Raw genomic sequence first — 13,501 nt, forward strand, 5'->3', positions numbered from 1 at the left:
ATTGCAACAGCGTAGCTTGAGCCGTGCTTCTATATTTTAATAGCATTAGCACGGCGACAAGCGCTTCGATATTTCTACTCGGCAGACACCTCATCAGGCGTGATTTGAACAATCAGCTGCCGCAATGCGACCTGCGCGCCGACACCGGCATTCACTAGCTCCACCGTGCCCGCTACCGGCGCTTGTAGGCGGAATTCCATTTTCATGGCTTCTAGTACTAAAAGCAGCTCACCTTTGGCGACGACTTGGCCGGGAACAACAGAGACCGTCATCACCTTGCCGTCGATAGGCGCCAGAATGCGACCATCGCTGCCCGCTTCAGCACCTTGCTCAGGTTGATACGTCACATCTTCATAGCAAGCGGTGCAGGTCGGCGTGGATAGCCAAAGCTGGCTGCCAGTGCGAGCAAAATGCGCCTGCAAGCGGCGACCTTCAGAAACATAGCTCACGCGCGAACCATCGATGCTGAGCAAGCGCACTGAGCGCGCGGCCTCATCTTCCTCTTCTTGCGTGGTGATGATGTCAGTGCGGTATTCGCGATTGGGCAGGCACTCAACTTCGAGCACAGCCGTTTTTTCGCCACGCGCGAGCTTCATCACCAGCGGTGCGGTGTTGGCACTATGCCAGCTCAGTAAACTGGCATCGAGATCGTTGGCTTTTTGCAGCGCCAGTGCATCGCTCTCAACCATCAACGCAGCGGCTAAAGCTTGATGCACATGGTCAGGCTCGCCTAAGGCTTTGATGCGCTCAGCGGGGTATTGGTCAGCAATAAATCCGGTGGTCACGCCCGGGCCTTGAAACTCAGGCTGCGATAACAGCTCAATGAGAAAATCGCGGTTACTCGCCAAACCCAGCAGTGCGGTATCACCAAGCATGGCAATGAGCTTTTGGATGGCTTGCAAGCGCGTTTCGCCCCAAGCCATGAGCTTGCCTTGCAGCGAGTCATAAAATGGCGAGATAACACCACCTTCAATCAGGCAATGATCAGCGCGCAAGCCATCGCCAGAGGGCGTATGCCAGGTTAATACGCGACCAGTTTGCGGCAAGAAACCCGCGGCCGGATCTTCGGCGCACAGACGCACTTCGATGGCGTGACCGTGGCGACGGGCATCAATCTCAGCCTGCGTCATCGGCAGCGGATCGCCATTGGCCACCATGAGCTGCCAGGCCACTAAATCAACGTCATGAATCATTTCGGTGACGGGGTGCTCAACCTGCAAGCGCGTGTTCATCTCAAGAAAATAGAACTCGCCATTGGCCGCGAGCATAAACTCCACCGTGCCCGCGCCGACATAATTCACAGCCTTAGCGGCGGCAACGGCAGCCTCGCCCATACGTGCACGTAACTCGCTGCTAACCGCAGGCGATGGCGCCTCTTCAATAACTTTTTGATTGCGGCGTTGCACTGAGCAATCGCGCTCGCCTAAGTGCACTACCGTGCCGTGGCGATCACCAAAAATCTGGATTTCGACATGGCGAGCATTGAGAACAGCCTTCTCGATAAGCAGCTGGCCATCGCCAAAGGCGTTAGTGGCTTCACTACGCGCCGACTGGATCGCCGCTTTTAATTCCGACTCCTCATGCACCAAACGCATGCCGCGGCCACCGCCACCGGAAGCAGCTTTGACCATCACCGGCAGCCCGACTTTGATGGCCTCAGCCACCAGCAAATCATCTTCTTGGCCAGCGCCTTGATAACCTGGAACGCACGGCACATTGGCGGCAATCATGCGCACTTTCGACGCGCTTTTATTGCCCATGGCTTCGATGGCATCGGGATCTGGCCCGATAAACACAAGGCCAGCATCTTGCACGGCTTGCGCGAAATCGTGGCGCTCCGACAAAAAGCCATAGCCGGGATGAATCGCGCCAGCGCCAGAAGCTTTCGCTGCTTCGATCAACTTCTCAATGGACAAATACGACTCGCCCACCGGGCCAGGGCCAATACGCACGGCGGTATCGGCTTCTAGCACATGACGCGCCTGCGCATCGGCATCGCTATAAACGGCTACCGTTGTGTAACCTTGGCTGCGGCAGCCACGAATGATGCGTGCGGCAATCTCGCCACGGTTGGCAATTAATACGGTATCAAAGCGGCTCATTGTGCCGTCTCCTGAACATTCTTTTCTGTGATGTCTTGAGTGATCGCGGCTTGCGCCTGCGCCACATCATCGGCCGTAAAGGTATGAGCCCAGTTGGCTTGGCGCTTTTGCAAAAATGCACCAATACCCTCCGGTGCTTCAGGGCTGCGCACGCAAGCGGCGAAATGCATAGCGGCGTTATCCAGCACTTCATCGGGGTCGATATGACCGACGCTGAGCAAAATCTCTTTAGTGCGCGCATTCGCTGCTGGAGCGCAGCGCAATACTTGATTTAGCGTATCGGCGAGCAAGGTATTGAGCGCGGCCTCATCGGCAAATACGTCGTGCACAAGACCGTAGCGCAACGCCGCATCGCCATTAAACTGTGCGCTGGTTAAGCACAAACGGCGCGCTTGCGTGAGCCCCATGCGCTGCACCACAAAAGGCGCGATTTGCGCGGGCGGCAAGCCACGAGATGTCTCTGGCATACCAAACTTTGTTGCTTGATGCGCAAGGGCAATATCTGACACACAAGCCAGACCAAAGCCACCGCCCAGCACGCCGCCTTCGAGCACAGTAATCAGTACTTGCGGGATGCGCTCAGCTACGCGCAGCATCTCGCCAAAGGCGCGATTCATGGTCACTACAGGGTCTTTTTCACCGGCGACTACCGGCTTTTGCGCATCGCCAAAAACGCCTTTTAAGTCAGCACCAGCGCAGAAGTGGCCACCGTGACCGCGCATCAGTACCACGCGTAAATCATCGCGGGTCTTTAAGTGTTCAAACAGGGCGATAAGCTCAGCGAGCATCTCCACCGTGAGTGCATTTCGTGCATCCGGACGGTTTAGCGAAACGCGTAAAATGCCGGCGCTTTCATCGTGGCTAAGATGTAAAAATTGGCAGCTAGGTAGCATAACAGTCTCCTTCTCAGTGCCTTAGAAACGGGCAACGCCAAAGCTATTAGGGCGCAACTCACGACGCTGGGACTCGCGGCACACCGACAAGGTCAATGCTAGGGCGCGGCGGCTGTCGCGCGGGTCAATAATGCCGTCGTCAAACAGACGCGCGGAGGCAGCAAAGGGATGCGAATCTTCGTCAAATTTATTGATGATTTGCATCTCCAGCATTTTCAAGATGCCCTCTTCTTGCTCACCAATTTCCTTGCCCTGCTTGATCCATTTTTCTCGCGTGATAATTGACATCACTTTCGCAGCTTGCTCGCCGCCCATTACTGCGGTGCGCGAGTTTGGCCAGGCGAAAATAAAGTGTGGGCCAAAACCGCGACCACACATGCCGTAGTTGCCGGCGCCAAAGCTGCCACCCATCACCAGCGTGATTTGCGGCACAGTGGCATTGGCCACGGCCTGAATCATTTTCGAACCATGCTTAACAATGCCGCCCTGCTCTGAAGCAGTGCCGACCATATAGCCGGTGGTGTTCATCAGATAAATAATCGGCACATTGGCGTGGCAGCAGAGCTGAATAAATTGCCCAGCCTTGGTCGCGCCTGCGGTGGTGATTGGGCCGTTATTGGAAATAATGCCGACAGCATGACCATCAATCACGGCGCGGCCGCAGACGGTTTGCTTGTCGTATTCGGACTTAAACTCGAGAAACTCGGAGTCATCAACCAAGCGAGCGATGACTTCGCGGCAATCGAACGGTTTGCGGTAATCGCTAGAGACCACGCCGCAGAGCTCATCGATGTCATAGCGCGGTGCTTTAGCAGCTAAGCGTGGCACATCAGGCTTGTCGGCATTCCAATGCAGGCCTCGGACAATTTCCCGCGCAATACGAATACCGTCAGCATCGCTCTCAGCCAAAAATTCTGCCGTCCCAGCTTGTTGGGTGTGCATCTCGGCGCCACCCAAATCTTCGTCGATAGCGATCTCACCAGTCGCCGCCAACAGCAATGGTGGGCCGGCCAAAAATACTTTAGCTTTCTTGCGCACCATCACCACGTAGTCCGACAGACCAGGCATATACGCACCGCCGGCGGTTGACGAGCCATGCACCACAGTGACTTGCGGAATGCCTGCCGCCGACAAACGCGCTTGGTTGGCGAAGGTTTTACCACCCGGGATAAACAGCTCAGCCTGATACATCAGGTTGGCACCGCCAGACTCAATGAGGGAGACCACCGGTAGCTTTTGCTGCAGCGCAATTTCTTGCAAGCGTAAGGTTTTTTGCACGCCAAATGGCGTCATGGTGCCGCCTTTGATGGCGCTGTTTGACGCCACGATCAGGCAGCGCACGCCTTCTACATAACCAATGCCAGCGATGGTATTGCCGCCCGCCAGCGAGCCGTCTTTATCGTCATGCATTTTGTAGCCGCAAAGCGTCGACAGCTCCATAAATGGCGAACCACGATCAAGCAATAAGTGCACTCGTTCGCGCGGCAGCATTTGTCCGCGCTTATGGTATTTCGCTCGGACCTTTTCTTCGGTGGCAATCACCGAGCTTTCGACTGCACGTAAGGCATTGATGGCATCAAACATGCCTTCTCGATTGGCCTTGAAGGTGTCGTCTTGCGGGTTAATTCGTGATTCTAAAATAGTCATAAATAATCTCTTCTGTCAGTGCCGCCAGTGCTTTTAAAAAGCGCTCAGCCGCTCACAGGCTCATTGATCGTTGGCAAGCTAGCAGCCAACTCGGCTGGCACAGCAATGTCGTAGTCGAGCAGCATTTGCGCAAAGCATTTGCCCTGCGGATCAGTACGCAATGAGGCGATACCACCGCCACCCAAGGCATGCTTGAGCAGGAAGTTCATGCTGTTGCTAGCCGGCAAATCCCAGCGCGACACGGTGCTATTAGCAGCCAACGTGTGGGCAAAATACTTAGAAACATTAGCCTCGGTGAGCGTCGCACGCAGGTACTTCACATACTCTGGTTTGCGCGCCATGACGCCGATATTGCCGTGATCGCCTTTATCGCCGCTGCGAGCAACCGCTAAGCGAATCAGTGGCACTTTCACAGCGTCTGCCGTGGCAGCCCACACCTCACCAGCGGCTTGTGGTGCGAGCTGGCTAGCATCAAATGGCAGGCCTTCTTCGACCACAATCGGAGTGCGCACGCCTTCAAAATCTACGGTAATAGTGACATCACGCTTCGGCACTTTGCATGACCATAGCTGCACCACCGGCTGCACGCTGGGGCGGCCGCCGAAATATCCGGTAAGGCCAGGCGCCATGCCAGTTGCAGCTTGTGCCAATTCTTTTGAGAACAACACTAAGGCTGCTTTCTCTTTGTGCTTAGCGGCAATTTTCACAATGACTTCACGCGTGGCCAATGCGCCTTCGCGCGCGTTAGCGCCATACATCGACTCAGCACCCAGCAGCTCTACCGATGTTTCGGTGAAAGGACCCCAGCCTTTGCTGGCAAATAGGGCTTCACACTTTTTAATTAATGCGTCAGCAACACGCTGAGCTTTGGCTGGCGCTTCGCGACCACCCATTAAAAAGGTTGAAGTGATGCGATTACCACGTGGCGTAGTACCAGAAACTTTATACGTGTCTGGCGGCGCGTAGCCGGTAGCGCCTTCGATCAAGACAGAGTCTTTGCCGACTTGGCTGAGGCGTGCGGTGGTGAAGTCGCAGCGCACATCGGGCAATAAATACGCGCGCGGGTCGCCAATCTCATAAAGCATTTGCTCACCGACGGTGCCGAGCGTGACGGCACCGCCAGTGCCTTCGGGCTTACCGACGAGGAATGAGCCATCTTCGCGTACGTCGACAAAGGGGAAGCCCATGTTTTCGTAGCCATTGGAGACGGTTTGCCAATCAGTAAAGTTGCCGCCAGTGCATTGCGCGCCACATTCGATGATATGACCGGCAAGCGAGCCTTGTGACAATTTGTCGTAGTCGGTGGCAGTCCAGCCGAACTCATACATCATTGGCCCTAGCGTGACCGCGCTGTCGACACCACGACCGGTGATAACGACATCGGCGCCTTGGCGCAGCGCTTCGGCAATGGCTGGCGCGCCGAGGTAAGCGTTCATGCTCACCAACATGCCGGGGAAAGCCGAGCCAGTTTCCATCTCAGTAATGCCAGCTTCGCGGAACTCGCCTTGGCGCGCGGTTAGGTCATCGCCCTCAACTACGGCAATGCGCAGCTCAATGCCAACACTTGTCGCTGCAGCTACTAAGGCATCACGGCAAGCACCGACATTCATGCCACCTGCATTGCTGATGACTTTAATACCCTGCGCTTTAACCTGCGTCAGTAATGGCGTCATCACTTCAACAAAATCGCGCGCATAACCCTGTGCTGGGTCTTTCATGCGCTGCACAGCCAAAATCGACATGGTGACTTCGGCCAAATAATCGAACACCAAATAATCGAGTTTGCCGTGGCTTACAAGCTGTTCAGCAGCCGTGGAGGTATCACCCCAAAACGCCGAGGCACAACCGATACGAATAGATTTCATGGCAATCTCCGACTGCAATTAAAGAGTTTCGGCAAAAAGTTCGCGGCCGATGAGCATGCGGCGAATCTCAGAAGTTCCTGCACCAATTTCATAAAGCTTGGCATCGCGCCAGAAGCGGCCGCAGGGGTTTTCGTTCATATAGCCATTGCCGCCTAAGCATTGAATAGCTTGGCCGGCCATCCAAGTGGCCTGCTCAGCGGTGTACAAAATCACGCCAGCGGCATCTTTGCGCGTGGTCTCGCCACGGTCGCAGGCTTTCGCCACGCTGTAGAGATAGGCTTTGCTGGTGCTGAGCGCAACATACATATCGGCGAGTTTGCCCTGCATGAGCTGAAACTCGCCAATGGACTGACCAAATTGTTTGCGATCGTGAAGGTAGGGTAGTACCACATCAAGGCATGCTTGCATCAGGCCAACAGGGCCGCCAGCAAGCACAACGCGCTCGAAGTCGAGACCAGACATCAGGACATTGACGCCGCGACCGACGCTGCCCAGCACATTTCCCACTGGCACCTTGCAATCTTGGAACACTAACTCGCAGGTGTTAGAGCCGCGCATGCCGAGCTTGTCGAGCTTCTGCGCCGTGCTAAAGCCGGGCATGCTTTTTTCGATGATGAACGCTGTGATGCCGCGTGAGCCGGCACTAACGTCGGTTTTCGCATACACCACCAAGACATCGGCATCGGGGCCGTTGGTGATCCACATCTTGTTGCCGTTTAGTACGTAATGATCGCCGTGCAGATCAGCGCGCAACTTCATGCTCACCACATCCGAACCAGCATTAGGCTCAGACATCGCCAAGGCGCCGACATGCTCACCGCTGATGAGCTTGGGCAGGTATTTTTGCTGCTGCTCGCGTGAGCCATTCTTGGTTAATTGGTTCACGCAAAGATTGGAGTGTGCGCCATACGACAGACCAATCGAGGCTGAAGCGCGACTGATCTCTTCTACCACCACGGTGTGGGCCAAATAACCAAGACCTGCACCGCCAAACTCTTCCGGTGCGGTGATGCCGAGCAAGCCCATATCGCCGAGCTTGCGCCATAGCGGCATAGGGAATTCATTGTCACGATCGACGGCGTCGGCAATCGGCCGAATCTCCGCGTCGACAAACTGACGCACGCTGTCACGTAGAGCATCGATGGTGTCGCCGAGATCATGATTTAGGGTTGGATAATGCATAGCACACCTTTTTGCAGGCTGAATTGAACGTCTGCGAGTGTGGCTAGCTTAGAGCCTTGGGGCAATGTGAAAAGCGGCTAGAAAATTGATAAATTCGGACACATATTGGCTATAAAACCGCTATCATCCCGATCTATAGCTTTTTTTACTTGTAAATTGGGACACGATACGCCGTGCTCAAGAGACCGCTATGAACCCCTTGCATCAGACCATTTCCGGCCACGTCGTGCCAGCCATGCTGCAACACGCCATCAATTCCGGACTCGATCCTGAGCTTTTATTGCAAGAGGCCGGCATTCCCAGCTATTGGCTAGAGGACACCAGCGGCCGCCTACTTCCGCTGCAATTCGCCAATCTCATGCGCGCTCTGTGGCGCTGCAGCAATGATGAGTTTATGGGCTTTTCTGCCGAGCCCAGCCGCGTTGGTACCTTTCCATTGATGATGCACAGCGTGCTTAGTGCCGACACCCTGGGGCAAGCGCTAAGCCAGGGTGCGCATTTTTATCGCGTACTCACCGATAGCATTTCGCTGCGTCTTAGCGAGCGCGATGGTGTCGCTGAGTTCGAGTTGCGCCTGCGCGAGCCTGAGCGCGATCCAGGCCATGTGCTCACCGAGACGATTTTACTGTGCTGGTATCGTCTCGCCTGCTGGCTAATTAACCGCCGTATTTTGCTCACCGATACCCACTTTAGCTATCCGCCGCCGCCGCATGAGGCCGAGTACCATCAGCTCTATCCCTGCCCGCATCATTTCAACCAAGACCGTACCGCGCTGCATTTCGACGCTCGTGTCTTGGCACTGCCAGTCACACGCAGTCGAGATGAGCTGAAAGTCTTAATCCGTGAGTTGCCGCTGGGGTTTTTCATCAAGCCGGTGTTTCAAGGCAGCCTCAGCCACCGCGTGCGCAGCCGATTGGTGCAGGGCGGCATGGCCGATCTACCCAGCTTAGATGTCGTCGCTGGCGAGCTATTTATGACTGGCCGGACATTGCGCCGACAGCTTTTGGTCGAAGGCACGCGCTATCAGGAAATTAAGGATGAGCTGCGCCGCGAGCATGCCATGGCGCTGCTGCGCGAGCCACAGACCAGTATCAACGCGGTGGCGCGAGATATTGGCTTTCGCGAAGCAGCGGTGTTTATTAAGGCGTTTAAGCATTGGACAGGGATGACGCCCGGCGATTATCGGGCGCATTGGCAAGCTCAGCGCCAGCTCGCACGGGCGACGAGCTAGCGCATTTAGATCACTCGGCTTAATTGCGGCTGAGCGCACCGCGCTAGCCTCTCAACTAGGCCCGCGACTATTTTGTGCTCTCAACAAACTCGGCAATAGCCTCAATCGCGGCATTCGCCTCTGGCAGCATATCGGCCAGCATTTGGAAGTCATGCCACATGCCATCCCAAACCGTCAGCTGCAATGCCCAGCCGCAGGCATCTGCACGCACCTTTAAGCGCTCCGAGTCGCTCAGCAAGATCTCATTCGTGCCAACCTGCACCAATGTCTTCGGCAGACCTGCCAGATCAGCAAATAATGGTGACACGCCGGGGTCATCGGCAGCTGTTTTGCCTAAATAGAGCGGCGTTTTGGCATATATCCATGCCTGACTAAGCATCGGATCTAGATCATTTTTAGACTGTAGCGACTCACCTTGCAGCGTGAGATCGACCCAAGGCGAAATCAATGCCATCCGCGCTGGTAACGGCTCGCCACGATCACGCAGACGCAGAGCCAGCGCTAGTGCCATGCCACCGCCAGCAGAATCGCCCATTAGCGAGATATGCTCGGGCGAAACACCTTTCTTCAACAGCGCAAGATAGCTTTGATGCACATCATCGAGCCCGCCAGGATAAGGAGCCTCTGGCGCCAAACGATACGTCGGCACATAGGTTGTGGCCTTAAGCGCCAAACACAGACGACTAGTTAAAGGCCGGTGCGTACGCGGCGAACAGGCGACATAGCCGCCACCGTGGACAAAAAACAGCACTTGCTCGCTGGCACCTGCTGCCGGCGTAATCAATTCACAGTCACGGCCTGCCAATCGAGTGCTGCTAATTTTTGCAGCACGAGGTATCAAGCCATAGCGCAACAGGCCTTCCGTGAGGCTGCGCATGGTAGGCACAGGTATTTTGCTCGCCCATAAAGGACGCATCGTGGCGCGAAGGACCGCCGGCAATGCTTTTTTAGCGATGACACTCTGCATGTGCTTTGCGCCGCTCAACTTTAATGAAATAATCTCTCTGCTCATGCGTAATTTCTCTGTTTTACTCGTCGTGAATCGTAGAAAACGCCAAATATAGGCGATCTGGAACAAAATTTCGCCGTTTACGTTGAAGCGTGCGACTTGTTCTGGTATAAATCGCGCCCTCGCTGTCGGCCGCCGTTTGGCGGCGAGCTGAATGAATTGCGGAGACCGAAATGTCTAAAGTTTGCCAAGTTACAGGCAAGCGTCCGATTGTTGGCAACAACGTATCGCACGCGAACAACAAAACGAAGCGTCGCTTCGAACCAAATTTGCACTACAAACGTTTTTGGCTAGATAGCGAAAAACGCTTCGTGCGTCTGCGCGTGTCCACTAAAGGCATGCGTACCATCGACAAACTGGGTGTTGACGTGATCGTTGCTGATCTGCGCGCTCAGGGCGTTACTGTTTAAGCCGCTGGTAAAGGAGTCACATCATGCGCGATAAGATTCGTCTTGTGTCCACTGCTGGCACTGGCTATTTCTACACAACCACAAAGAACAAACGCACTATGCCGGAAAAAATGGAGATCAAAAAATTTGATCCCAAAATCCGTCAACACGTGATGTTCAAAGAAGCTAAAATCAAGTAATTGCCGTTTTTTAGCAATTAGTTGCAGCTTCTCGCAAAAAAGCCCGACATTGTTCGGGCTTTTTTGTGCTTACTGATTATCTGCCTAAGATGGCACCATTAATCTACTCAAAACCAATTCGCTGCACCCAACTGCCGCGATCTTGGTAGGGCATGGTCACACACGATGTGCCTGGCACCGTCGATGCGCCTGGGCCAATCACACCAGACAGTGAACAAAGCTGGCTGCGTGGGTGCACCCGACGGCATTGCGCCAATAACCCCGGCGTGAGCTCGCCGCCATTGGCACACGTCTGACTCAAGCGACTGGCCGTCAAGTTTAAGCTTTCAACCATCAATTGCTCCAAGCTACGCCCTGCCGCCCACGGCCATCGCGTGGCAATGCTCGAGCGACCAGGCGCCAAAATACGCAGCGCCACGTTATCCATCACACTTTGATCAAAAACATGGCTGCCTACACCAGCAAAGCGATCATAGGCGCTCCCCTCGCCCAGAGGAGCCTCACGCAGGCGCGCAAATAGGCTATCGCGCAGGGACCTGATCCACTCATCAAATACTGTCGCACCAGGAGTGTCACGCGCCATCGGATCCTTAATATCTAAACCCTTAGCGTAATGGCGACGATCCCAGCTCAACATGGCTTCAAGTAATAAACGACTTGGCGCGCTGAGCTGACTCGCCTGGGCATCATAAAAGCGCTGCAGGATAGGCACAAACTCACGTGCCCTCGGATCAGTCGTACCAACCGCTTCATCAAGCGCAATCAAATCACTAAAAGCCCAATCATGCCGACTGGCCAGCAGGTCGGCGATAATTGTCACCCGCTGCCCAGCACCACCTGGACGACTCGTACTGCCCAAGCCTTCGCCATCAAGCCAGCCCAATGCCGGCTTATTATTCCAGTTCGCCAGATAGCCTTGAGCCGGATCACGTATTTGAGGAGTTGCGCTAAATGATAAGGTGCCATCGAAGTCAAACTCACCGGTACCTTTGATGGGCAGGCGCATATCAGTGCTGGGATGGCGCTTGGCATGAAGCCCAGGATGATAAAACGCAATATGGCCATCCCGAGTGGCTACGACAGTGTTCTCATTCCAAGTGACGAGCGCCATGGCAGCATCAAACTCTGCAAATGTTTTCGCTCGACTCCACGCTTGAATCCCCTCAATAGTCTCAATCTCGCGCAACCACATGGCATAACTCACACTACGCCCGAGGCCTGCATCATCGTCTCGTGCCACCAATGGCCCGTGCAGCGTTCGACACAGCTGCGCAGATGTACTCAGTAGCGCCGGCAATAACGGCACACCCTGCGTCGCTGCTCGATACTTAATCGACTCTTGCCGACAACTCATATTTTTCCATAAACCATCGTGGAAATACTGATTTGCGAGACACTCGCCTTGTCCACGCTGTGCCGTGGAGCAGAGCGTCTCAATGAAGCTGTCTATTGTTTTTGAATACCCCGTTGTTAAGCCCCACGCCGCATGATTGCTATAGCCAATGCCCACAGCTGGCAAAATTGGTACCGAAGCACCACGCGCAGATACTCCTGGTATATTTATCTCAAACTCTACTAACAAGAGTGGATAGGCATAGCCCAGCTGAGGCCCAGCAACCAATAAAGTACCACCACTCTTTGTTCTACTTGAGCCTATGGCATAGGCATGCGAACCGCCATGCAGATAGGCACGCAGCTCATTCATGGCCACCTGTACTCGCTGAGTCAACTCGCGGCTTGCATATTTTTGCGCGGCAGTAGGTGACACTAATGCTGACTTTGCTAGCACCCATGTAGATGGTCGCTCAGCCCATGCCAGCATTTTTTGCCCAGCCTTCGGCACCAGCACTTCACGCGGCACCGCGCTCGCAAGAGCGGATGAGGCCGATGTTGCCATAGCGATGACCGGCAACCCACATGGCACTGGCGCCGGAGCTGCGCCCGTGCCCAAACCATTAGCTAAAGTAACCGGCAAAGTCATCGCCCATGTCGCCTGTTGCTCAAAAACAGCCTCTCTAGCAGGCTTCGGCGTGGTGTGATTACTAAAACGTGGCCCGCTAGACGGTACGCTTACCGCTGCCTGCTGATCATCCAACCAAGTAAAATCGAGGAATGCATCTTTGCCCGCCCGTTCAGAGCCTAGGCTTGTCGATAACGACTTTAGCAGCTCCACGTTGGCCATCTCATTACCACCCTCTGCAGCCACAAAGCGCGTGATATAAACCCCTGACGCCAACACATCACTTACTGTAATCGGCTCAGGCAAACTAGTGAGCAGGCCATACTCAGCTGGTAATAAAGTGGGGTTGTTGCGCACCGCCGCAATGCGCGCATTAACACCATCGACATAGCCCAAAACCGAGGCTTTAGCTTCGCTTGTAGCGGCATCAAACATGGTTTGATATTCAGCCTCGGTATAGGCCAGTAGGCGCTGCTGTATATCTGCTGGAACTGCACTGCAGCCAGTCAACTCAGCAAGCGTGCCTTTGGCTGTACGACGCACCGCATCGAGTAAAAACAAACGATCTTCGGCAATGGCATAGCCCACGCCATACCAACCATCCTGCGTGTTATCGGCATAGACAATGGGCACGCCAAAGTCATCACGATAAATACTTATGCCTGATTTTGGCGAGGAAGGGCTGCCAGGTCGTGTCCCTAGCACCGCCGGCTTTGCACGAAACGACCAGTACAACTCGCGCTGATCGTCGATATGCGAGCCATAACTGGCAGGACTACCACTCAGCAAGCCTTGCGCCTGTCCAAGCAAGCTGACGTTGCCACTTTGGCCAGGAGGCAAGACTGTCTCAGCACGTAATACACGCGCGCCACCAGCATTGCCATTATTAGCGCTTGAACTAGTGCTGCTGCTATCGCTATCGCCGCAAGCTATCAAGCTGCAAGCAGCGACTACCGTTAAAGCTTGGCGCATCTTTAACGAAAACGAGTGTCCGATTTTCATGCAGCGCCCCTTAGGAGTCTT

At 54.7% G+C, this 13,501-nt stretch carries 10 protein-coding genes; 3 read left to right on the forward strand and 7 right to left on the reverse strand.

All coding sequences use genetic code 11. From position 1 onward, the window contains the following. Positions 1-74: 74 nt before the first annotated feature. The 5 genes from ACFQ0F_RS09145 to ACFQ0F_RS09165 are packed head-to-tail and all read right to left on the reverse strand — an operon-like array spanning position 75 to position 7,689. On the reverse strand, positions 75-2,102 hold the full coding sequence (locus ACFQ0F_RS09145) for an acetyl/propionyl/methylcrotonyl-CoA carboxylase subunit alpha (protein ID WP_379071351.1): 2,028 nt from the start codon (positions 2,100-2,102) through the stop codon (positions 75-77). Continuing rightward, positions 2,099-2,995 (reverse strand): enoyl-CoA hydratase/isomerase family protein, encoded by an 897-nt coding sequence (locus ACFQ0F_RS09150; protein WP_379071354.1) that lies wholly within the window; start codon positions 2,993-2,995, stop codon positions 2,099-2,101. Before ACFQ0F_RS09150 ends, ACFQ0F_RS09145 begins: the two co-directional genes overlap by 4 nt. Positions 2,996-3,016: 21 nt before the next feature. Continuing rightward, positions 3,017-4,642 (reverse strand): acyl-CoA carboxylase subunit beta, encoded by a 1,626-nt coding sequence (locus ACFQ0F_RS09155; protein ID WP_379071357.1) that lies wholly within the window; start codon positions 4,640-4,642, stop codon positions 3,017-3,019. Between the two features lie 44 nt (positions 4,643-4,686). Beyond that, entirely contained in the window at positions 4,687-6,507 is a 1,821-nt protein-coding gene (locus tag ACFQ0F_RS09160) for an acyclic terpene utilization AtuA family protein (protein ID WP_379071360.1), read from the reverse strand. A gap of 18 nt (positions 6,508-6,525) precedes the next feature. Then, positions 6,526-7,689, reverse strand: coding sequence for an isovaleryl-CoA dehydrogenase (locus ACFQ0F_RS09165; RefSeq protein ID WP_340675990.1), 1,164 nt, complete (start codon positions 7,687-7,689; stop codon positions 6,526-6,528). 190 nt (positions 7,690-7,879) lie between these two features. Between ACFQ0F_RS09165 and ACFQ0F_RS09170 the strand changes: the two genes are divergently transcribed. Continuing rightward, entirely contained in the window at positions 7,880-8,920 is a 1,041-nt protein-coding gene (locus ACFQ0F_RS09170) for an AraC family transcriptional regulator (protein ID WP_379071363.1), read from the forward strand. A 67-nt stretch (positions 8,921-8,987) separates the two neighbouring features. On the opposite strand, the gene ACFQ0F_RS09175 is transcribed toward ACFQ0F_RS09170, so the two are convergent. Next, complete coding sequence (locus ACFQ0F_RS09175; RefSeq protein WP_379071366.1) at positions 8,988-9,932, reverse strand: alpha/beta hydrolase; 945 nt, start codon at positions 9,930-9,932, stop codon at positions 8,988-8,990. 170 nt (positions 9,933-10,102) lie between these two features. Between ACFQ0F_RS09175 and rpmB the strand changes: the two genes are divergently transcribed. Both rpmB and rpmG read left to right on the forward strand, forming a co-directional pair. Continuing rightward, positions 10,103-10,339 carry a 50S ribosomal protein L28 gene (gene rpmB / locus ACFQ0F_RS09180; RefSeq protein ID WP_340675987.1) on the forward strand — a complete coding sequence of 79 codons (237 nt, stop codon included), beginning with the start codon at positions 10,103-10,105 and terminating at the stop codon, positions 10,337-10,339. Positions 10,340-10,362: 23 nt separating this feature from the next. Beyond that, the gene (gene rpmG / locus ACFQ0F_RS09185; RefSeq protein WP_116207284.1) at positions 10,363-10,518 is read left to right on the forward strand and encodes a 50S ribosomal protein L33; all 156 of its coding nucleotides are present in this window, start codon (positions 10,363-10,365) and stop codon (positions 10,516-10,518) included. A 103-nt stretch (positions 10,519-10,621) separates the two neighbouring features. Here the strand turns inward: rpmG and ACFQ0F_RS09190 are convergent, their stop codons facing one another. After that, positions 10,622-13,480 (reverse strand): penicillin acylase family protein, encoded by a 2,859-nt coding sequence (locus ACFQ0F_RS09190; RefSeq protein ID WP_379071370.1) that lies wholly within the window; start codon positions 13,478-13,480, stop codon positions 10,622-10,624. Between the last annotated feature and the right edge of the window lie 21 nt (positions 13,481-13,501).

Origin of the sequence: Paraperlucidibaca wandonensis, from assembly GCF_042677145.1 — a bacterium.
GTDB classification, from domain to species: domain Bacteria; phylum Pseudomonadota; class Gammaproteobacteria; order Pseudomonadales; family Moraxellaceae; genus Perlucidibaca; species Perlucidibaca wandonensis.